Source organism: Sphingopyxis sp. GW821-FHT02C12 (genome assembly GCF_059421785.1).
This window is the reverse complement of the sequence record NZ_JBWKVQ010000002.1, coordinates 95966-116462: the sequence shown is the minus strand read 5'-3', so window position 1 is coordinate 116462 and position 20497 is coordinate 95966. Positions and strand designations below refer to the sequence as shown.

General features: G+C 63.7%; 18 protein-coding genes. 11 read left to right on the top strand and 7 right to left on the bottom strand.

All coding sequences use genetic code 11. The annotated features are described in order from the left end of the window. Positions 1-168 precede the first annotated feature (168 nt). The 7 genes from cobT (at position 169) to AC07U1_RS15640 (ending at position 8080) form a co-directional block, all read left to right on the top strand. Positions 169-1992 (top strand): cobaltochelatase subunit CobT, encoded by a 1824-nt coding sequence (cobT, locus tag AC07U1_RS15670; protein WP_495178378.1) that lies wholly within the window; start codon positions 169-171, stop codon positions 1990-1992. 25 nt (positions 1993-2017) lie between these two features. Beyond that, on the top strand, positions 2018-2251 hold the full coding sequence (locus tag AC07U1_RS15665; RefSeq protein ID WP_495178379.1) for a hypothetical protein: 234 nt from the start codon (positions 2018-2020) through the stop codon (positions 2249-2251). Between the two features lie 159 nt (positions 2252-2410). Then, entirely contained in the window at positions 2411-4057 is a 1647-nt protein-coding gene (locus tag AC07U1_RS15660) for an acetolactate synthase large subunit (protein ID WP_056348827.1), read from the top strand. A gap of 60 nt (positions 4058-4117) precedes the next feature. Next, the gene (locus AC07U1_RS15655; protein WP_495178380.1) at positions 4118-4411 is read left to right on the top strand and encodes a GIY-YIG nuclease family protein; all 294 of its coding nucleotides are present in this window, start codon (positions 4118-4120) and stop codon (positions 4409-4411) included. A gap of 49 nt (positions 4412-4460) precedes the next feature. After that, positions 4461-5900 (top strand): aldehyde dehydrogenase family protein, encoded by a 1440-nt coding sequence (locus AC07U1_RS15650; RefSeq protein ID WP_495178381.1) that lies wholly within the window; start codon positions 4461-4463, stop codon positions 5898-5900. Positions 5901-6143: 243 nt separating this feature from the next. After that, positions 6144-7025: a UDP-2,3-diacylglucosamine diphosphatase gene (locus AC07U1_RS15645; RefSeq protein ID WP_495178382.1), complete on the top strand. Its 882-nt coding sequence runs from the start codon at positions 6144-6146 to the stop codon at positions 7023-7025. After that, the gene (locus AC07U1_RS15640) at positions 7025-8080 is read left to right on the top strand and encodes a glycosyltransferase family 4 protein (RefSeq protein ID WP_495178383.1); all 1056 of its coding nucleotides are present in this window, start codon (positions 7025-7027) and stop codon (positions 8078-8080) included. The genes AC07U1_RS15645 and AC07U1_RS15640 overlap by 1 nt, the downstream gene beginning before the upstream one ends. Here the strand turns inward: AC07U1_RS15640 and AC07U1_RS15635 are convergent. Then, entirely contained in the window at positions 8077-10566 is a 2490-nt protein-coding gene (locus tag AC07U1_RS15635; protein ID WP_495178384.1) for a TonB-dependent receptor, read from the bottom strand. The genes AC07U1_RS15640 and AC07U1_RS15635 overlap by 4 nt on opposite strands. A gap of 346 nt (positions 10567-10912) precedes the next feature. Between AC07U1_RS15635 and guaA the strand changes: the two genes are divergently transcribed. Next, positions 10913-12472, top strand: coding sequence for a glutamine-hydrolyzing GMP synthase (guaA, locus tag AC07U1_RS15630; RefSeq protein ID WP_495178385.1), 1560 nt, complete (start codon positions 10913-10915; stop codon positions 12470-12472). Between the two features lie 592 nt (positions 12473-13064). Further along, positions 13065-13895 carry a 23S rRNA (adenine(2030)-N(6))-methyltransferase RlmJ gene (locus AC07U1_RS15625; RefSeq protein WP_495178386.1) on the top strand — a complete coding sequence of 277 codons (831 nt, stop codon included), beginning with the start codon at positions 13065-13067 and terminating at the stop codon, positions 13893-13895. Positions 13896-14022: 127 nt separating this feature from the next. Here the strand turns inward: AC07U1_RS15625 and AC07U1_RS15620 are convergent, their stop codons facing one another. The 3 genes from AC07U1_RS15620 to AC07U1_RS15610 all read right to left on the bottom strand — a co-directional run bounded on the left by AC07U1_RS15620 (position 14023) and on the right by AC07U1_RS15610 (position 16171). Then, positions 14023-14343, bottom strand: a complete 321-nt coding sequence (locus AC07U1_RS15620) for a hypothetical protein (protein ID WP_492739887.1) — start codon at positions 14341-14343, stop codon at positions 14023-14025. Positions 14344-14572: 229 nt separating this feature from the next. Beyond that, positions 14573-14893 carry a 2Fe-2S iron-sulfur cluster-binding protein gene (locus tag AC07U1_RS15615; protein WP_056348803.1) on the bottom strand — a complete coding sequence of 107 codons (321 nt, stop codon included), beginning with the start codon at positions 14891-14893 and terminating at the stop codon, positions 14573-14575. 3 nt (positions 14894-14896) lie between these two features. Next, positions 14897-16171: an aromatic ring-hydroxylating oxygenase subunit alpha gene (locus tag AC07U1_RS15610; protein ID WP_495197809.1), complete on the bottom strand. Its 1275-nt coding sequence runs from the start codon at positions 16169-16171 to the stop codon at positions 14897-14899. A 94-nt stretch (positions 16172-16265) separates the two neighbouring features. On the opposite strand from AC07U1_RS15610, the gene AC07U1_RS15605 reads away from it, so the two are divergent. Together AC07U1_RS15605 and gloA are read left to right on the top strand one after the other, a co-directional pair. Beyond that, positions 16266-16982, top strand: a complete 717-nt coding sequence (locus tag AC07U1_RS15605) for an SDR family NAD(P)-dependent oxidoreductase (protein ID WP_495178388.1) — start codon at positions 16266-16268, stop codon at positions 16980-16982. A gap of 47 nt (positions 16983-17029) precedes the next feature. Continuing rightward, positions 17030-17530: a lactoylglutathione lyase gene (gene gloA, locus AC07U1_RS15600; protein WP_495178389.1), complete on the top strand. Its 501-nt coding sequence runs from the start codon at positions 17030-17032 to the stop codon at positions 17528-17530. An 8-nt stretch (positions 17531-17538) separates the two neighbouring features. Here gloA and AC07U1_RS15595 read toward each other — a convergent pair whose 3' ends face one another. The 3 genes from AC07U1_RS15595 to AC07U1_RS15585 all read right to left on the bottom strand — a co-directional run bounded on the left by AC07U1_RS15595 (position 17539) and on the right by AC07U1_RS15585 (position 20492). Then, positions 17539-18324, bottom strand: coding sequence for a FadR/GntR family transcriptional regulator (locus tag AC07U1_RS15595; RefSeq protein ID WP_082545088.1), 786 nt, complete (start codon positions 18322-18324; stop codon positions 17539-17541). 63 nt (positions 18325-18387) lie between these two features. Further along, positions 18388-19713 carry a spinster family MFS transporter gene (locus tag AC07U1_RS15590; RefSeq protein WP_495178390.1) on the bottom strand — a complete coding sequence of 442 codons (1326 nt, stop codon included), beginning with the start codon at positions 19711-19713 and terminating at the stop codon, positions 18388-18390. Beyond that, on the bottom strand, positions 19710-20492 hold the full coding sequence (locus AC07U1_RS15585) for an SDR family NAD(P)-dependent oxidoreductase (protein WP_495178391.1): 783 nt from the start codon (positions 20490-20492) through the stop codon (positions 19710-19712). The genes AC07U1_RS15590 and AC07U1_RS15585 overlap by 4 nt, the downstream gene beginning before the upstream one ends. Positions 20493-20497: the final 5 nt, after the last annotated feature.

Sequence of the window (20497 nt, the reverse complement as noted above, 5' to 3'; positions counted from 1 at the left end):
GGCGAGCGTCAAGCAAGCATCGCTATACCTCCGTCATCCCGTGCTTGACCCGGGACCCGCCTTTTTCTTCAAGACAGGCGGGTCCCGGATCGAGTCCGGGGTGACGTGCGGGAATTGCCACCGCGCCATCTTCCTTCGATGGCAAAAGCTGGTTAGAGCCGAGTCACCATGACCGCCTCCTCTCCCCTCGACGATTTCAAGGCCGCGCTGTCGAGCGTCGCGCGCGCGGTGACGCGCGATGCCGAGGTCGAGGTCGGGTTCACCGCCGACGCCCCGGCGCAGATCGGCAAGACGATCAAGGTCCCCACGCCGTCGCGCACCCTGCCCGCCGACCAGGTCGCCGAAGCGCGCGGATTCGCCGACGGTTATGCGCTGCGGATGAAGCACCATAGCGAAAAGCTGCACGCCGCCGCGCGTCCCGCCGAACCGCTCGCCGCCGCCGCCTTCGACGCGATGGAGCGCGCGCGCATCGAGGCACTCGGTGCGCGGCACATGGACGGGATGCGCGCGAACCTGTCGGCGAGCCTCGCGATGCGGATGCGCAGCGACCCGATCGCCCGTGCGCAGAGCCGCGACGACGTGCCGGTATCCTCGGCGCTCGAACTGATGCTGCGTCAGGCGCTGACCGGCGAAGCGCCGCCGCAGGGCACCGAAACCGGACTCGGCCTGATCAGCGACTGGATCGCCAAGCAGGCCGGCGGCGACATCGACGCGCTGGCGATGCAGATCGACGATCAGGTCGCCTTCGCGGAAACAGCGAAGCTCGCGCTGCGTCACCTCGACCTGATCTATGGCGACGAGCCGATGGACGAGGGCGCCGAGGATGGCGGCGACGAGGACCAGAGCGAGGCCGAAGAGTCGCAGGACGAACAGGACAGCGAAGAGGGCGGCAGCAGCGAGCAACAGGTCGACGCCCGCGCCGAAACCGCGGGCGACCAGGCCGACGACGGCGACAGCGATCCCGACGCGCAGGAGATGGAGGCCGACGGCGAGCCCGAGATGGGCGGCGAAGGCGATGAGGGCATGTTGCCGGTGCGTCCCAACCGCCTGCCGACCGACGTCCCGGATTTCAACTATCTGCGCTTTACTGAAAAGCATGACGAGATCATCGCCGCGACCGACCTGTGCGACGCCGACGAACTGACCCGTCTGCGCGCCTATCTCGACCAACAGATGCAGCATCTGCAGGGCGCGGTGACCAAGCTCGCCAACCGGCTCCAGCGCCGCCTGATGGCGCAGCAGAACCGCGCCTGGGATTTCGACCAGGAGGAAGGCCAGCTCGACGCCGCGCGGCTCGCGCGCGTCATCGTCTCGCCCGGCCAGTCGCTCTCCTACAAGATCGAACGCGACACCGATTTTCGCGATACCGTCGTCACCCTGCTGATCGACAACAGCGGGTCGATGCGCGGGCGGCCGATCAGCATTGCGGCGATCAGCGCCGACATCCTCGCGCGCACGCTCGAACGTTGCGGCGTCAAGACCGAAATCCTGGGCTTCACCACCCGCACATGGAAGGGCGGGCAGAGCCGCGAAGACTGGCTCGCCGCAGGGCGTCCGCCGCACCCCGGCCGCCTCAACGATTTGCGTCACATCATCTACAAGCCCGCCGACGAACCCTATCGCCGCGCACGCAAGTCGCTCGGGCTGATGATGCGCGAGGGGCTGCTCAAGGAAAATATCGACGGCGAGGCGCTGATCTGGGCGCACAGCCGCATCGTCAACCGCCCCGAGGAACGCCGCATTTTGATGGTGATTTCGGACGGCGCCCCGGTCGACGACAGCACGCTGTCGGTCAATCATGGCGCCTATCTCGACCAGCATCTGCGCCAAGTGATCGAATGGATCGAGAATCGCTCGCCGGTCGAGCTGTGTGCGATCGGCATCGGGCATGACGTGACGCGTTACTACAGCCGCGCGGTGACGATCATGGATGCCGAGCAGCTCGGCGGGACGATGGTCGAGCAACTCGCGGGATTGTTCGACATCGATTGATCACCGCTCGCCGGGAGGCCTTGATATGGTGAAGGTGGGCGAGTTGACCTGGGACGGCGACGGGCACTCCCGCATCCGAAATGGCCGCCGCGGCGACGCGGTGGTTGCGCAGCTCGTGAAGAATTTCAACCACACGCACAGCAACGATGGAATATGGTCTGTCCATGTAATGGGTCAAGCCTTGAACGAGCGCTTCCGCCATGCGCGTGACGCGCAATCGGCCGCGTGGGAAGCTTATCAGCGCCATCGCCAGCGCTAGGGTGACAACCCCTTTTCCCCTCGTTACAACCGCTTCCCGATGCAGCAGGGACTCGCGGCCTGACGACGAGCGCCGCTGTATCGATACTTGTGCTGAGGGTCGCCGGCACACACTAGGGGCCGCACCGATGGGGTGCATGGCTGAGGGGGCGACTGTCACATGAAAAAAGCATCCGACCTGTTCATCGAATGCCTGGAGGAAGAAGGCGTCGAGTATATTTTCGGCGTCCCGGGCGAGGAGAATCTCGACTTCCTCGACAGCCTGTCGCGGTCGACCAAGATCAAGCTGATCCTGACGCGGCACGAACAGGGCGCGGGCTTCATGGCCGCCACCTATGGCCGCCACACCGGCAAGACCGGCGTCTGCCTCGCGACACTCGGCCCCGGCGCGACCAACTTCGTCACCGCCGCCGCCTATGCCCAATTGGGCGGCATGCCGATGATGATGATCACCGGACAAAAGCCGATCAAGAAATCGAAACAGGGCCGGTTCCAGATTCTCGACGTCGTTGCGATGATGGGGCCGATCACCAAATATACCCACCAGATGGCCTCGTCGGACAATATCCCGAGCCGCGTGCGCGAAGCCTTTCGCCTCGCCGAGGAAGAAAAACCCGGCGCGGTGCATATCGAACTGCCCGAGGATATCGCCGACGAACATACCGACAGCCTGCCGATCAAACGCAGTCATTCGCGCCGGCCAACCGCCGACGTCAAATCGATCCGCGAGGCGGTGAAGGCGATCGAGGAAGCGACATCGCCCGTCCTCGTCATCGGTGCCGGCGCGAACCGCACGATGACCAGCCGCATGCTGCTGCAGTTCATCGAAAAGACCGGCATCCCTTTCCTGACGACGCAGCTCGGCAAGGGCGTGATCGACGAGCGCCATCCGAAATTCCTCGGCTGCGCCGCGCTGTCGGCGGGCGATTTCGTCCACCGCGCGGTCGAGGCGTCGGACTGTATCGTCAACCTCGGCCATGATGTGATCGAAAAGCCGCCCTTCTTCATGAAACAGGGCGGTCCGACCGTCATCCACGTCTCGACCAAGACCGCCGAGGTCGACCCGGTCTATTTCCCCGATATCGAGGTGATCGGCGACATCGCCAATGCGGTGTGGCAGATCAAGGAAGACATCGTCCCCAACGGCGGCTGGAAATTCGACCATATGCTCGCCTTCCGCAAGGGCGAGGTCGACCATACCGCACCGCTGGCACAGGACGCGCGTTTCCCGATCTTCCCGCCGCACCTGGTGCAATCCGTGCGCGATTCGATGCCCGACGATGGCATCATCTGCCTCGACAACGGCGTCTACAAAATCTGGTTCGCGCGTGGTTACACCGCCTATCGCCCCAATACGGTGCTGCTCGACAATGCGCTCGCGACGATGGGCGCGGGGCTGCCGTCGGCGATGATGTCGGCGATGGTCTATCCGGGGCGCAAGGTCATGGCGATCTGCGGCGACGGCGGTTTCATGATGAACAGCCAGGAAATGGAGACCGCGGTCCGCCTGGGGCTCAACATCACCGTGCTGATTTTGAATGACAACAGCTATGGCATGATCCGCTGGAAACAGGCGAACATGGGTTTCAAGGATTGGGGGCTGACCTATGGCAACCCCGATTTCGTCAAATATGCCGAAAGCTATGGCGCCCACGGCCACCGCGTCGAAAGCGCCGCGCACCTGAAGGAACTGCTCGCGCATACCCGCGACACGCCGGGGGTGCATCTGATCGATTGCCCGGTCGATTACACCGAGAACGACCAGATTTTGAACATCGACATCAAGAAGATATCGAAGGAAATGTAAGCGCCTGCCACCGCCCGCTGTTTCTTGTCATCCCCGCGAAAGCGGGGACCCAGGAGCGAAATGGAACAGACCTATCACGTCTATATCCTCGCGAGCGGGCGCAACGGCACTCTCTACACGGGCGTTACCGGCAACCTGGCACAGCGATGTTCGCAGCATAGGAACGGCCGAGGGTCGAGCTTCACGAGGCATTATGGCGTGCATCGGCTGGTGCATGCCGAAGCCTTCGCCGATGTGAACGAAGCGATCGCGCGCGAGAAGGCCGTAAAGAAATGGCGCCGCGCTTGGAAACTGGAATTGATCGAACGAGGCAATCCGCAATGGCTCGATCTCTATGATCGGCTCAACGGCTGAGCTTGGCACCCTTGGGTCCCCGCTTTCGCGGGGATGACATGGTTGGAGAATGATTGTGAAGTTGAAAGACGTCTACCCGCTCTACCTCAACAACAAGGCGGTGCAGCCGAACACCGACCTCGAGGTCATCGACAAATATACCGGCGAAGTTGCGTTCCGCACCGCGCTCGCGACCCCCGACGTGATCAACGAGGCGATCGCCGGTGCCGTGCGCGCCGCCGAGCCGATGGCGCGGCTCGCGAGTTTCGAGAAGCGCGATGTGCTCACCCATTGCGTCGGGCGCTTTCAGGAGCGGTTCGACGAACTCGCCTATGCGCTGTGCGTCGAGGCGGGCAAGCCGATCGCCGACGCCGAGGGCGAGGTCAGCCGCCTGATCGACACCTTTCGCATCGCCGCAGAGGAAGCGGTACGCAACTATGGCGAGATCCAGCCGCTCGACATTTCGGCGCGCGCCAAGGGCTATATGGGGATGTGGAAGCGCGTGCCGATCGGCCCGTGCAGCTTCATTTCTCCGTTCAACTTTCCGCTCAACCTCGCCGCGCACAAGATCGCCCCGGCGATCGCGATCGGCTGTCCGTTCGTGATGAAACCCGCGTCGATGACGCCGTTGGGCGCGATCATCATGGGCGAAGTGCTTGCCGAATGCGATATCCTGCCCGAGGGCGCGTTCAGCATCCTGCCCGCGAGCCGTGCGGGGGCCGATTTGTTCACCACCGACGAGCGGCTGAAATTGCTCAGCTTCACCGGCTCGCCCGGTGTCGGCTGGGATTTGAAGGCCAAGGCGGGCAAGAAGAAGGTCGTGCTCGAACTCGGCGGCAACGCCGCGGTGGTCGTCGACAAGGACGCCGACCTCGACCATGCGCTCGCACGGATCATCTTCGGCGGCTATTACCAGTCGGGGCAAAGCTGCATCCACGTCCAGCGCGTGATCATCCATGAGGATATCTACGATCGTTTCCGCGACATGCTCGCCGCAAAGGTCAAGACGCTGAAATCGGGCGATCCGAAGCTCCACGACACCTTCATCGGCCCGATGATCTCGGTCAAGGAAGCGCAGCGGCTGAAAGGCTGGATCGACGCCGCGGTCGCCGCAGGCGCGACCCTGCTCGCGGGCGGCGGTTGCGAAGGCAATATGCTCGAAGCGGCCTTGCTGGAGAATGTGCCGCGCGACGCCGATGTGGTGGTCGAGGAAGCTTTCGGCCCCGTCGTCGTGCTGTCGAAATTCTCGAAGTGGGAGGACGCCCTCGCCGAAGTCAACGACAGCAAGTTCGGGCTCCAGGCCGGGCTGTTCACCAGCGACCTGCACAAGGTGCTCGAGGCCTGGGACCATCTCGAGGTCGGCGGCATCGTCGTCAACGACGTGTCGAGCTACCGCGTCGACAATATGCCCTATGGCGGGGTGAAGGACAGCGGGCTGGGCCGTGAGGGCGTGCGTTTCGCGATCGAGGATATGAGCGAAATCCGGAATTTGGTGATCCGGCGGGTCTAGCCCGCAATAAATCTCGTCATTGCGAGCGGAGCGAAGCAATCCAGGGCGGTTTGCGCCTACGCTGGATTGCCGCGTCGCCCCGGATCAAGTCCGGGACTCCTCGCAATGACGAAGATTGAAACCCTCCGGGCCGTCACACAACCGCCGCCAAACTTTCTCCAAACTGTCGCGGCTTCGATTCCCGCCGTGTAACAAAACTCCTGTCTAGGCCGTGGGCAGCTAAGGCTGTCCACGGAGCATGACATGGCATCGATTTCGACCCTGCCGATCCCCGCCCGTTTCCCCGACCCCTTCACCACCGACCCGCATATTCCCGAACGGGTCATCGGCGAACGGCGGAGCTATCGGACGGTGTGGGTCAGCGACATCCACCTCGGCACCCGCGGCTGCAACGCCGCGATGCTCATCGATTTCTTCGACCATGTCGATTGCGAGACGCTCTACCTCGTCGGCGATATCATCGACGGCTGGCGATTGAAAAAGCGCCATTTCTGGCCGCCCGAGCATAATGACGTGGTGTGGTGCGTGCTCAAGCGCGCCAAGCGCGGCACCCGCGTCGTCTATGTCCCCGGTAATCATGACGAGATGATAAAGCCGTTCGACGGTTTCGATTTCGGCGGGGTCGAAATCCGCCGCGAGGCGATCCACGAAACCGCCGATGGCAAGAAACTGCTCGTCGTCCATGGCGACGATTTCGACGCGGTGATGCTCGCGCATCGTTGGCTCGCCTTCGTCGGCGACGCCGCCTACACCGCGCTGATGAAGTGCAATGTGATGGTCAACCGCATCCGCAGCAAGCTCGGGCTGCCCTATTGGTCGCTGTCGATGGTCGCGAAGCACAAGGTCAAGAACGCCGTCCAGTTCATCGGTCGCTACGAGGAAGTCGTCGCGCATGCGGCACGCTCGCGCGGGGTCGACGGGGTGGTATGCGGCCATATCCACAGCGCCGAGATGCGCGAGATCGAGGGCGTCGACTATTATAACGACGGTGACTGGGTCGAAGGCTGCACCGCGCTGGTCGAACATCACGACGGCACGATGGAAATCCTGCACTGGGCAGAGGAGGTCGCGGCCCGCGCCGCGCCGACCCCGCTGGCGCTGCCCGCCCCGGCACGGGCGGCCTGATGCGGATCCTGATCGTCAGCGACGCGTGGGAGCCGCAGGTCAACGGCGTCGTCCGCACCTTGCAGGCGACGATCGGCGAATTGCGGCGCGCGGGGCACGAGGTCGGCATCGTTTCGCCCGACCTGTTTCGCTCGATCCCCTGCCCCTCTTATCCCGAAATCCGCCTTGCCTTCGCCGGCTGGCGCAAGGTCGGGCGGCATATCCGCGCCTTTGCCCCGCAGGCGATCCATATTTCGACCGAGGGTCCGCTCGGGATGGCGGCGCGGCGCTGGTGTATCCGCAACAAACTCCCCTTCACCACCGCCTATCACACGCGCTTTCCCGAATATGTCGCGGCGCGATTACCGCTGTCGCCCGCCTTCGTGTGGCGCTTCATCCGCTGGTTCCACCGCCCGGCGCGCCACATCATGGTCGCGACGCGCAGCCTCGCCCGCGAACTCGCCGACCAGGGCCTGACCCAGACGATGCTGTGGGAACGCGGGGTCGACCATGACCTGTTCCGTCCCGACCGCGCCGCCCATTCCGCGCTCGCGGGACTGCCGCGCCCGATCCAGCTCTATGTCGGCCGCGTCGCGGTCGAAAAGAATATCGAGGCGTTCCTCGATACCGCCCAGCCCGGCACCAAGGTGATCGTCGGCGACGGCCCGGCGCTCGCCGAACTCAAGGCGCGTTATCCGGGCGCCGTCTTCCTCGGCAAGCAAACCGGCGAGGCACTCGCTTCGATCTATGCCGGCGCCGACGTCTTCGTCTTTCCGAGCCGGACCGACACCTTCGGCCTGGTGATCATCGAGGCGTTGAGCGCGGGCACGCCGGTCGCCGCTTATCCCGTCCCCGGTCCGGGCGACATCGTGGCCGGCGGCGCGGGCGCTCTCGACGCGGATCTGGGCCAGGCCATCGCCGCGGCGCTGCGATGCGACCGCCGCGACGCGGCGGCGCTCGGCGCGCGTTACAACTGGCCCGCCTGCACCGCGCAGTTCGCCAAGGCCCTCACCTTCGTGCCCGCCGAAATGGCGCACGAAGGCGCCGTGCTCGGCACGACGATCCTCTCCGCCTAAAAGGTCTTGCGCCACTCCAGCTCGATATAACGGCCGAGCGGATCGATATAGCCCGGCTGGTAGTTGAGCGGCACGATGCCGTTGCCGTCGGTGATCTTGCGCTGCGCGTCGAAGATGTTGTCGACCGCGAAGCGCAGGCGCGAACCCTTGAGGAACGGCATCTTCTCGATCAGCTTCGGCTTCTGGCCCAGATCCATGAAGACGCGCAGGTTGAAGGTCGCGAGGTCGCCGAAATCGAGGTCGCCCGCGGTGCCGCCGGTCACGGTGCTGCCGCTGTCGTACTTCGCGCTCAGCCGCACCCCGAGCCCCTTGTTGAACACGCCGCCGTCGAGTTCGACGAGGTGTCGGTTGCTGCCGCCGCCGCTGCCCGTCGCCGAGCCGTCGAGCAGGTCGAGTTCGGGCACGCCCGGGCGGATGAAGATCGTGTCGGTCAGTTTGACCGTGTGATAGAGCGAGACCTGCCAGCGCCCGCCCTGCGGGCCGCCGAGCATGCCGCCGGGGCCGCCAGGACCGCGACCGCCGCCGCCCGCGCGCGGACCGCCGCCACCGGGGCCGCCCGGACCGCGCTGTGCGCCGGGTCCGCGTTCGCCGCCGGGCGGACGTCCGCCCGCGCCTTCGGGCCGCGCGCCGCCAGGGCCGCCGGCAGCGCCGGGTCCGCCCTGCTGTTGCTGGCCGAAACTCTTGCCGAAGTTGAAACCCCAGCGAATCTGCGAATTTTCGGTGCGGTCGAAATTGACCGGCCGCTGGTCGAGCGCGATCAGCACACCATCGGCATCACGCGTAACCCGGTCGGGGAAGGCCGCCTCGATCTCGGGGGTCAGCAGCGGGAAGCTGTTCGCGGTGTCATAGCTCTTGTTCTTGTTGTAATTGACCGAGAAGTTCAGCCCCTCGAGCATCGGCGGCGACCAATTCAAGCCCAGCTTAAGGTCGCGGCGCTGCTCGGCGAGCAGGAAGGGGTTGCCGCCCGTGGTCGTCGTGATCTGCACCGTCTGGCCGGTCGAAAAATCATAATAGGTAACCCCCGGGGTCACCAGCGGCGCGGCGCCGAGTTGCTGGATGCCGGGCGCCGCCTCGTCATTGTTGAAGCTCGCGACGAGCGACAGATTGTCGGTGATCCCCCAATTGAGGTTCGCGCCCCAACTCTTGAGCGCCGCGAAATCGCTCGGATCCTGATATTGCCCGCTGAGCGTGAGCGACACGCGGCCGATATTGCCCGCGCCATATTCGGGGTCGAGCAGCGGGATCGTCAGCGAGCCGAGGACGCCCGGCAGGTCGCGCGCGAGATCGGTCGTCGTGACCGCCAGCGCCGTTTGCGACCGGCTGTCGAAGCGCAGTCCCGCATAATTCGCGGTCGCCGACAGACGGATCGGTCCGGCCCAGCCGTCGCCCATCCCGCCCGAGATATTGGCGGTGCCGCCGAAACTTTGCTGGCTGCTGTCGAACCGGTCGCGCGCGCCGCTGACGCGATCTGTGAAGATCAGCGAATCGGCGTCGGCATAATTGGCCGCCGCCGACCAGCGCCAGTTGCCGAGCATGCCGTTGATGCTGGCGGTCGTCGACAGGTTGCGGCTGCGGCTGTCGCGCGTCAGCGGGTCGGTGACACCGCCGACGCCGGGGCCGATCAGCGACAGGCTGTCGGTCTGGTCGAAACGGACATTGAGCGAGGCGTCGGTCAGCTTGTTGAGGCTGCGCTGGACCGTACCGTCGATCTTGTAGGTGTCGCTCGCCCCGAGCAGGCTGCGCGCCGGGGCGCCGGCAGCCAATGCCTGGCCGTCCGCGTCTGAAGCATAGTCGAGGTTACGCTCGCTCTCGCGCAGCATCGTCTGATGCTCCCACCCGGTATTCAGGTTGAAGCGGCCATTCGCGCCGATCATCAAGAAGCTCGGTTCGATTTCGCTTTGGAAGCGTCCGCCCTGCGTCGGAATGCCGCCCTCGGCCTCGACCGCGACTTGCCGGAAATTGGGCTTGAGCACGAGGTTGACGACGCGTTCGTCGGCCGCATAGCCATATTGCAGCGCGACCTCTTCGGGGAACACTTCGACCTTGGCGATCGCTTCGGGGGGCAGGTTGCGCACTTCGCCAAAACCGCCGATGCGGCGCCCGTTGACGAGGATGATCGGTCGCCCGCTGCCGCGCCCGCGGCCCGAACGCGTCTGGGGCGCGAGTGCGGTCAGCAGTTCCTCGACGTTCGACACGCCATAGCTGGCGATCGCCGCCTCATCGAGTTCGGCCTCGGCGGTAAAATCGGTGTCGAGCTGACCGACGAGCCGCGGCGCGGTGACGACGATTTCGTCCTCATAGCCGTCGTCGTTGCTGTCCTGCGGATTGGCGGCGGCACCGTCGGCGGGCTGGTCGGCCGCGACGGTGGTCGTCACGGCGACCGCGATCGGACTGTCGACGGCTTCGGCCATCGCCGGGCAGGCGAACGAAGCCCCCGCCGCGAGCAGGGCGGCCTTGACCGACAGCGAGGAGGAGAATTTTGGCATGGGAGAGACGAGCCTTTTTCTTTTGTCTTTGTTTTCTTTAGCGAAGCAGGCTGAACCCGCCCTGACGTCCAGTTGCCCCGGCCGTTCAGCTAGGCGGCGTTTGTCGCAACAATATGGCAGTGCAACAAAAGTTCCACGAACGGCGGTTAGGCGCCGCCCGACAGCAGTCCCATGCTCGAACGGAAAAGGGGCGCCCCTTCGGGACGCCCCTTTTCTATCCCGATGCGCGGCGCTCGGTCTCCGAACTCGCCGCCTTCATCAGCCGCTGCCGGCCCTATTGCACCATAGCCCATGGTCGAGACCTAGAAATACTGGACAGCGCCGGGGTCCATCCTTAGGTGGCGCCATGTCCATACAACCTCCCGAATCCATCCTGATCGTCGACTTCGGTAGCCAGGTGACCCAGCTCATCGCGCGCCGCGTGCGCGAGGCCGGGGTCTATAGCGAGATCGTCCCGTTCAACAGCGCCGCCGAGGCCTTCGCGCGGATGCAGCCCCGGGGCGTGATCCTGTCGGGCGGCCCCGCGTCGGTCACCGACGACGGCAGCCCGCGCGCACCGCAGGCGATCCTCGACAGCGGCCTGCCGATCCTCGCGATCTGCTATGGTCAGCAGACCTTGTGCGTCCAGCTCGGCGGCACGGTCGAAGGTGGGCACGCCGCCGAATTCGGCCGCGCCGACGTCGAAATCCTGAAAGCCAGCCCGCTGTTCGACGGCTTCTGGGAGGTCGGTCAGAAATATCCGGTGTGGATGAGCCACGGCGACCGCGTCACCGAGGCGCCCGACGGGTTCGAGATCGTCGGCACCTCGCCCAACGCCCCCTTCGCGATCTGCGTCAACGAGGCGAAGCGCTATTATACGACGATGTTCCATCCCGAGGTGGTCCACACCCCCGACGGCGCGAAATTGCTGTCGAACTTCGTCCACAAGATCTGCGGCCTCGCCGGCGACTGGACGATGGCCGAGTTCCGCACCAACAAGATCGCCGACATCCGCGCCCAGGTCGGCGACCAGCGGGTACTCTGCGGCCTGTCAGGCGGGGTCGACAGTGCGGTCGCCGCGGTGCTGCTCCACGAAGCGATCGGCGAACAGCTTACCTGCGTCTTCGTCGATCACGGCCTTCTGCGCCTCAGCGAACGCGAACAGGTCGAGCGGCTGTTCCGCGACCATTATAATATCCCGCTGGTCGTCGTCGACGCCGAGGAACGCTTCATGGCCGGGCTCGCCGGCGTTTCCGACCCCGAGGCGAAGCGCAAGTTCATCGGCAAGACCTTCATCGACGTCTTCGACGAGGAAGCGCAGAAGCTCGGCGGCGCCGATTTCCTCGCGCAGGGCACTTTGTACCCCGATGTCATCGAATCGGTGTCGTTCACCGGCGGGCCGAGCGTCACGATCAAGAGCCACCACAATGTCGGCGGTCTGCCCGAACGCATGAAGATGGCGCTGGTCGAACCCTTGCGCGAATTGTTCAAGGACGAAGTGCGCCTGCTCGGCAAGGAGCTCGGGCTGCCCGATATCTTCGTCGGCCGCCACCCCTTCCCCGGCCCCGGCCTCGCGATCCGCATCCCCGGCGAAGTCACCAAGCCGAGCTGCGACATTTTGCGCAAGGCCGACGCGATCTATCTCGAAGAGATCCGAAGCGCGGGTCTCTATGACGAGATCTGGCAGGCGTTCGCGGTGCTGCTCCCCGTCCGCACCGTCGGCGTGATGGGCGATTACCGCACCTACGATCAGGTCTGCGCACTGCGTGCGGTGACCTCGACCGACGGCATGACCGCCGACATCTACCCGTTCGAAGCCGCCTTCCTGTCGCGCTGCGCGACGCGCATCATCAACGAGGTGCAGGGCATCAACCGCGTGGTGTATGATTATACGTCGAAGCCGCCGGGGACGATCGAGTGGGAGTGACGATAACAATCGATATCGATCGACTACAATCGATACCAGCACTTCGATTGCTCATCTGAGTTACCCTGGCCCGATCTCAAATATGATCGGCGCCGACAAAACGAGCGGGAGCCAGCTTCGGGACTTTGAGTTACTTGTCGGTTTGACCGGCGAAGTTCTGCTTCGAGGGATTTTGGGTGCGGGCGCCACCTTCGCACGACCTTCCAGGCTGCTTTGGCGACACGCTCCGATCCAGGTCATTCGACATTGAGCGGGTGCAGATCCGCTCCTGACAGACGCGGACGTCGAAGCGCCGCAATTCTGATCATGCGCTGTTATATGAATGTTCGGCCGACATCAGGCGACCGGGCGCTTCGCGGCAATGCCAATCGCATCCGGCTCCCCGATGATCGAACCTTCGCATGCGGCCCGGAGCCCGGCGCCTCCACCTCTGGTGACGGTCGCTAACGCGGGCTTGAGGCCTTGTGCAGAATGCTTTGAAGGTTTCCGCCCGACGCTATACGGGCACCGGATGGGTTGCTTCCCTCGCCTCGCGCTCGGCTTCCGCGCCCGGCCGTTCGATGAAGGCAGATCGCCAGGATTTTGAATTACAATGAATTATCGCCATAGCTTCCATGCCGGCAACAGCGCCGATGTCGTAAAGCACAGCCTGCTGATCGCCCTCGTGCGGGCGTTGCAGCTCAAAGAGAGCGCGCTCACCCTGATCGACACCCATGCCGGTTGCGGGCTGTACGACCTTGGCGGCGAGGAGGCGAGGCGCACCGGCGAGGCCACACAGGGCGTGCTGCGGGCCTTTGCCGACCCGAACCCCTTGCTGGACGACTACCGCGCCGCCGTTCAGGCCGTGAATGCCGGGGACGAGCTTCGCTTCTATCCCGGATCGCCGCGATTTCTGGCGCAGCTTCTGCGTCCGCAGGATTTTCTGATCCTGAACGAGAAACATCCCGACGACGCCTATGCCCTGCGCGGCGCGATGCGCGACACATCCGCCGCCGTGCACGAACGCGACGCCTATGAGCTTTGGCTGGCGATGCTGCCGCCCCGCACCGCGCGCGGCGTGGTGGTGGTCGACCCGCCGTACGAGCAGACCGATGAACGCGCCCGTATCACCGCCACCATCGCCGCGGCTACCCGCAAATGGGCGCATGGCGTGACGGTGGCCTGGTATCCGCTGAAAGACCGCGCCACGCATGTGCGTTGGAAGCAGCAGTTGCGCAACCTCGGCATCCCGAAATTTCTGGTGGTGGAGCATTGGTTGTACGATCGCGATCAGCCCGACATCTATAACGGCGCGGGCCTCTTTATCATCAACCCGCCCTATGCCTTCATGCAGGCGCTGCCGCCTCTGCTGGGAGCCCTGCGCACCGCGCTGGCGCCCGAGGGGCATAGGGGCGAGATTACAAGCGATTGGTTGGGCGATTAAAATTAACCCTCATCTTCCCCTTCTCCCAAAGGAGGAATTGGGGCGCTTCAGATTTTAAACAGATTTGCTCACGCTGAATTTGAAACGCGGTTTTCGCGCCGAATGCCAGTGCGCCAGACGATTGCGCTTAGTGGCCCTCGGCATCAACCATGAAGACCGTCGGCTTGCCGCGAGACGCCGGGTCCCATCCTGCCGACAATGCCGCTCGCACCCCTCGCGAGGCTATCGCGTCGTTGATGTGCGACCGCCCTTTCGGCAATCCTTTCAACAGGCGCTTTGGCGTCGGAAATTCCAGCACGGCTTCGCGGGGCATATCTCTCTGGCGCAAGGCGACCGTCATGCCCTTCCAGCCTTCGGAAGAGGACAGTTGGGGCTCGCTCAGGAGTTCCCAGTCATATTTGACACCATCGATTTGGACGGTGCCGCCGCGGCCGTGCATGTGAAGCATGGGATGCCCATAGCATGTTAAGCGCGGCGCTCCAGTCGGTTCACATCAGAGATCGGCTACCGGACCGTCTAGCGGCCAAGACAGCCGCTCCGCAGCCACGATTGGCATGATTGCAGACCGCCTGCAATCAAGCCGATTACCCCGATTAGCGGACGCGCAGTTCACGCTGCGAGTGGAGATTTCGCGATTTCGACGCAAGTTTTATCACTATCCGAAGACTGGGAGCACATCATCGTTGCTCCTCTGAAAGCTTGACGGTTAGACCGTCCAATTCGGCAGAGACATCGATCTGGCAAGAGAGGCGGCTGTGTTCGTCTCGACCTTCGACGAATTCGAGCATCAGATCTTCGGTCTCGCCCAATGATGGCAGACGGTTACGCCATGCGGGGTCCACATGGACATGGCAGGTCGCACAGGAACAACCCCCGCCGCAATCAGCCCGGATCGCATCGATGCCATGCCGTAGCGCCGCTTCCATCAGTGAATGGCCGACCTCCGCCTCGACATTGCGCTCGGTTCCATCGGGCTCGACAAAAATGACTCTCACCATGCCTCAGTCTTCGGCCGCGAGATATTGATCGAGGCTGTCGTAGAAATGGCGCAACCGGCGCTCCTGCCGGTTGAAGAGCATTCCTTTGAACCCCTTGGAATTGACGCCCTTCTGAAGCCAGGGGATGTTGCGCGCGTCCTGGTTATAGACCTCATTCTCGAACTTATAGTCGAGTCCGCGCCCGTGTACCGTCTTGGGCCGCTCCACCGTCATCCCCGGCTCTGCCGGACGTTCGAACTGCTGGACCCAGAAAGTCGCTCGCCCAGGATCGTCGGCATGCGGCATGTAGCGAAATATCGAGAAGCGCTCGGCGAATGTGTTGATCGTGATATTGGGAAAGATGAAATAGTGGAAATCGTCGGTCATCTGATCGTCCGACAGCGCCGCGACGTCATAGCCCGCTTCCGTCAGCTTAGCCCGCATGCCGCGCTGCATAGCCAGCCGCATGTCGTCGAGCCGCCCCTCATATTCATCAGCATCGACCCCAGCGGCAGCCGCCATCGCCTTCAGCCCCGGCTGTGCCTTGCGTCGCTGCTCCTCGGGCAGGCGCGAACAAGGCGCGCCCATATGATAGAGGCCGCGGCTGTGGAGACCATAAAGATCGATCGGCATGTCCTCCGCGTCTTCCAGATAGAATTGCAGCTGCGGGTGCGTCACCGGGCCGTGGTAGCCCTCCTGGAATGCATCCGCGGCAATCTTCCAGTTGCAGTCCCATTCAACGATCTGCTCGCCGACGAAATTATAGGTATCAAGCCCATACCCGGCGAGCTGGCGTCCCGCCTCACCCAGAAACTCCTCGAGGCTACCGGCATTGGGATCGAGATTGATCCAGACGAGATTCTGCCAGACCTGACAGCGGATCGGCGGCAGGGCGACATCCTTCTCGTCGGTATAGCCCTGAAAGCTCTCCTTATCGGGAATGTTGCGCAACGACCCGTCGAGGTTCCACTCGAAGCCATGGAACCAGCAATAGAGCGAGCGGATGTTGCGGCGCTCGGTGACGATCTGGCGCCCGCGATGCTGGCAGACATTGTAGAAGGCGCGGATCGCGCCATCGTCGCCATGCACGACCACCACCGGCTCCTTGCCGATCATGATCGGAAACGCATCGCCGGGCCTTGCGACGTCCGCAACAGGACACGCCAGGAGCCAGACCTTCGAGAAAACCTTTTCGAACTCGTCGGAAAGCACATCGCGACCAGTGAATCTATGAGGCGAGATTCGCGACGTCGAAAATCCATCCGCGTCAAAAACCCCTTTATTTTTGGCAAGAATCATCTCTCCGGTCATATTCGACTTTCCTTTTTCATCCTCTTATCTAGTATCATAAATATAAGAAGATCGGATGGAGGGCAAGAGGATGAAGACTGCCGTGATTACCGGCGCCGCATCGGGTATCGGCCGGCACATCGCCATCGCACTGGCTTTGCGAGAAGCTGAAAGGCTGGTCCTGATCGACGTCGATGTCGATGGCATGAAAGAGACAGCGAGCCTTGCCTCGGGTGCGGAAACCATGCTGATCACGGCGGATCTTACATGCGCCGACGCCATCGCCTCGGCCTTTGCCTCGCTCGCCGACGACCAGATTGTCATCGATCTCCTGTTCAATTGTGCCGGCATACCCGCCGGCACGCCGGCTTGGCCCGACACGCCTGCAGCGCGAATCCACACCATCATCGATCTCAACCTCGCAGGCACGATTCTCAGCGTCCAGGCGGCGCTGCCGTTGATGCGCTCACCCGGCGGCTCGATCGTCAACATCGCGTCGGTCAGCGGCCTCAATCCCTATGCGACCGGCGCCGTCTATGCCGCGAGCAAGGCCGGCGTGATCATGTTTACCCGCTGCTGCGCCGAGCTTGCGGTCACCCATGGCGTCCGGGTCAACGCGCTTTGTCCGGGCATTGTCGATACGCCCTTCCTCCGGAAGACGGGGCCTAGTGGCCAGACGGCAGACTGGCTTGCCGAGCGCCTCCGTGACCGTTCGATCCTCACCGCAGCCGAGGTAGCGGACGCGGCGATAAAGCTCGCGCTCGAGCCCGACACGGCGGGCGAATATGAAGTGCTGGTCGCCGGCACGGCCGACGCCTAATCACCTGCCTCACGCCTCCCTTTCCCCTCCGACAAGGATTTTCTTGCATGACCACCTCATCCGAAACAGCCGGATATGCGTTGAACCAGACGATGCTTCGTGTGCGAGATCCCGAAGATTCCCTGCGTTTCTATCGCGACATACTGGGCATGACGCTCCTCCAGCGGCTCGATTTCGAGGACATGCAATTCTCGCTCTACTTCCTTGCCTATCTCGGTGAAGGCGAGATCATTCCATCGGATCCAGCAGAGCGGGCGCGATTCATATTCGATCGCGAAACGACGCTCGAGCTGACGCATAACTGGGGGAGCGAGAAGGAAATCGCTACGCCCTACCATAATGGCAACAGCGAACCGCGGGGGTTCGGCCATGTCGGAATCAGCGTGCCCGACGTCCATGAAGCATGCCAGCGCTTCGAACGGCTGGGTGCAACCTTCGTGAAGCGCCCGGATGACGGCAAAATGAAGGGGATCGCCTTCGTTTCCGATCCCGATGGCTATTGGATCGAAATCCTCTCTTCGCCGCGCATGACCGACTTCCTGACCTGAGCGCCGTCCTAGAGGGGGTCGAGATCAGGATCGAAATCGGCGAAGGAAACGGTCCGCGCGACTTCGCTCGGAAACAGCTGGCGCATGTCCGCCAGATAGCCGTCGACAAGGCCACTCATCGCCCGGCGCGCCTCTTCGGCATCGCGCGCGCGAACCGCATCGAAGACCTTGCGCGCGCGCTGGAGGGCGAGAACCCGAAAGGGCTCGGCAGGGACCATTCCGCCCGACCGGGTCAAACGTCGCAGGGCTGGCGCCAGCATCTCGATCAGCGGATTACGCGTCGCATCGGCGACGGCGTTCCAGAAGCGCGAATAGGCACGATAATAAGTCGGATAATCACCGACCGCTGCGTCCATGTCGGTGATCGCCTGCGCCATCCGATCGCAGTCGTCGGCCGTGGCGTTGCGCGCCGCAAGCGCGATCATCCCCGGCTCCATCGCCGCGCGCGCAATCATGAGCGAGTCGACCGTGGCACCCGAAAACTGGAGAACAAGCGCCAGAGTCGAAGCAAGCTCCTCCCAGTTCGGCTTGCCGACATAGGTTCCGCCCCCTGGCCCGGACTTTATCTTGATTACGCCTTGGATCTGGAGGAAACGCAGCGCCTCGCGCAACGCCCCGCGCGATACACCGTGGAGGGCCAGCGCCTCGGCCTCGGACCGGTAGCGGTCTCCGGGCTTCATGCCGCTATCGTAGATTTCCTGGGCTATATCACGCGCCAGGTGCAACGCCGTACCACCGCGCGGGCGCGCATCCCCCCGTTTGTCCTTCGCTCGCTCCCCTGCCATGCCTTGCATTCGTCTCCGCCGCCAATCTCGCCTAGCTAGTCAGTCCGGCGGCATATGGAAAGGCCGCAGCGTTCAGAGCGGTATCGCGTTCCGGCGCATGTGGCGCGATCCGAGCAGGAAATGCAGCGCAGACCACAGGGAGAAGGGGACGAGCAGAAGCATGGCCGAAGACAATCCGTCCTGCCCGCTCGCCCGTTGAACGATATCGCTCGCAGCCCCGATCAGCAGCGGCATGCAGCCAAAACCGATGATATTATAGGTGAGCAAAAGGAGGGCGGCGCCCATAGCCCGCGAGTCCAGCGGTGATTGCGACTGCACGGCGGCATAAGTTGGTCCGAGCCAGATCCCGCCCACCAGAGCAGGGAAAGCGTAAAGCCATAGCGCTGTGGTCGTATCGTCGACGGTCAGGAACAAGAACAGAGCCGGAAGCGCGATGACCTTCGCGGCGGCGGCGACCCAGAGCCGGCGCGCGGGATCGGTTCGGCCGAGCCGATCGGCGACCCAGCCGCCGATGATCATGCCGCTCGACCCGATGATGCCGCTGAGCAGGCCGAGTGCCAGCCCGACATCCAGCGCCGACATCTGGTGCGTCCGCATCAGATAGGTCGGCACGAACAAAATGGTCGAGGCAGAAACGCCCGCTGCCAGCGAAGCGCCGATGAAGACATGGCGCAGCACGCGGTCCTTCCAGATCAGCGCGACGTTGCGCGTGAACGCCCCACGCAGCGCCGAAGAAAATACCGCAACCCTTGTACGCGCCCGAAAGACGTCCTTTGCCGCCATGGCAACGAGCGGCGCCAGGAGAACGCCCGGCAAGCCCACCGCAACAAAAGCGAGGCGCCAGCCATATTCCTGTACAAGCCATGCACCCAGCAGATAGGAGAGCGTCAGGCCAGCCGAAGCGCCGGCGGCATAGACCCCAAGCGCCAGCGCTCGGCGATCGTCGGGAAAAAGATCGGCGATCAGGCTGTGCGCCGGCGGACTGCATCCCGCTTCCCCGAGCCCCACGCCCGCGCGCACGAGCAGCAACTGTACGAAGGACGTCGCCGCGCCGCACAGCATCGTCATCATGCTCCAGACCGCGAGCGAGATGGCGATGATCCGGGACCGGTTGCTGCGATCGGCCGCAAAGGACACGAAAATCCCGCCGATGCCGTACATCAGCGAGAAGGCAAAGCCCCCGAGCAACCCGAGCTGCCAATCCGCCAGCGCAAATTCGCCCTGGATCGAGGGCAACAGGATGGCGAGGATATTCCGGTCGATGTTCGCGAGCACAAAAACCGCCGTCAGCAGAAGGAGTGTCGTCCAGGGCCGCGGCACGCCCGTTATGGCGGTGGGCAATTCGCTTGAGTTCGGCCGTTCCAAGATGATCCTCTCCCGCTGCTTCCAGGGCTTCAAAAGACGGTGTAGCCGCCGTCCACGACGATCGAATCCCCGGTGTGAAAACTCGAGGCATCGCTCGCGAGGTAGACCGCAATCGCCGAGAAATCGTCGCCATCCCCCCATCGCCCGACCGGCGCACGCGCCACGACATTATTGTTGAATTTGTCCCAGCCCTGCAGCCTCTCGGTCATGTCCGATCGGGTCCAGCCGGGCAGGATGCTGTTCGCCCGGATCCCCAAGGGACCGAGCTCGACCGCCATCGCGCGGGTGAGCGAGACGACCGCGCCTTTCGTCGCGCCATAATGTTCGTTGCGTGCCGCGCCATGCATCGACGCGGTCGAGGCGATCGAAACCAGCGATCCGCCGCGCTCGCCCGTCTCGCCGCGCGCGATCATATGCCGGGCCGCCTCGCGAAGCGTGAAAAAGACGCCGTGAACGTTGACGTCCTGGATACGACGAAAATCCTCGAGCGAAATGTCGAACATGTCCTTTCGGGCGATGCTGAGTCCGGCGTTGGCGATCGCCTGATCGATCCGGCCGAATTCATCCATGATCGCCGCGATCCCGGCCGCGACCGCCGCCTCGTCGGCGACATCGACCGATGCACAGCGCACTTCGCCGCCGAAACCGCGAAGCTCTTGCACCGCCCGCTCGTTCTTTTCGGGCTTGTTGCCCCAGATGACAACGGTCGCGCCGTGCATGGCCAACCCCTTCGCCATGCCGAGACCGATACCGCCGTTGCCCCCGGTCACCAGCGCGACCTTGCCGGTCAAATCGAACAACCCCTTTGTCATAAAAT

Bases quoted from the DNA above. Each gene is read 5' to 3' on its own strand.
- cobT (WP_495178378.1), top strand. From the start codon at position 169: ATGACCGCCTCCTCTCCCCTCGACGATTTCAAGGCCGCGCTGTCGAGC.
- AC07U1_RS15665 (WP_495178379.1), top strand. From the start codon at position 2,018: ATGGTGAAGGTGGGCGAGTTGACCTGGGACGGCGACGGGCACTCCCGC.
- AC07U1_RS15660 (WP_056348827.1), top strand. From the start codon at position 2,411: ATGAAAAAAGCATCCGACCTGTTCATCGAATGCCTGGAGGAAGAAGGC.
- AC07U1_RS15655 (WP_495178380.1), top strand. From the start codon at position 4,118: ATGGAACAGACCTATCACGTCTATATCCTCGCGAGCGGGCGCAACGGC.
- AC07U1_RS15650 (WP_495178381.1), top strand. From the start codon at position 4,461: ATGATTGTGAAGTTGAAAGACGTCTACCCGCTCTACCTCAACAACAAG.
- AC07U1_RS15645 (WP_495178382.1), top strand. From the start codon at position 6,144: ATGGCATCGATTTCGACCCTGCCGATCCCCGCCCGTTTCCCCGACCCC.
- AC07U1_RS15640 (WP_495178383.1), top strand. From the start codon at position 7,025: ATGCGGATCCTGATCGTCAGCGACGCGTGGGAGCCGCAGGTCAACGGC.
- AC07U1_RS15635 (WP_495178384.1), bottom strand. From the start codon at position 10,566: ATGCCAAAATTCTCCTCCTCGCTGTCGGTCAAGGCCGCCCTGCTCGCG.
- guaA (WP_495178385.1), top strand. From the start codon at position 10,913: ATGTCCATACAACCTCCCGAATCCATCCTGATCGTCGACTTCGGTAGC.
- AC07U1_RS15625 (WP_495178386.1), top strand. From the start codon at position 13,065: ATGAATTATCGCCATAGCTTCCATGCCGGCAACAGCGCCGATGTCGTA.
- AC07U1_RS15620 (WP_492739887.1), bottom strand. From the start codon at position 14,343: ATGCTTCACATGCACGGCCGCGGCGGCACCGTCCAAATCGATGGTGTC.
- AC07U1_RS15615 (WP_056348803.1), bottom strand. From the start codon at position 14,893: ATGGTGAGAGTCATTTTTGTCGAGCCCGATGGAACCGAGCGCAATGTC.
- AC07U1_RS15610 (WP_495197809.1), bottom strand. From the start codon at position 16,171: ATGATTCTTGCCAAAAATAAAGGGGTTTTTGACGCGGATGGATTTTCG.
- gloA (WP_495178389.1), top strand. From the start codon at position 17,030: ATGACCACCTCATCCGAAACAGCCGGATATGCGTTGAACCAGACGATG.
- AC07U1_RS15595 (WP_082545088.1), bottom strand. From the start codon at position 18,324: ATGCAAGGCATGGCAGGGGAGCGAGCGAAGGACAAACGGGGGGATGCG.
- AC07U1_RS15585 (WP_495178391.1), bottom strand. From the start codon at position 20,492: ATGACAAAGGGGTTGTTCGATTTGACCGGCAAGGTCGCGCTGGTGACC.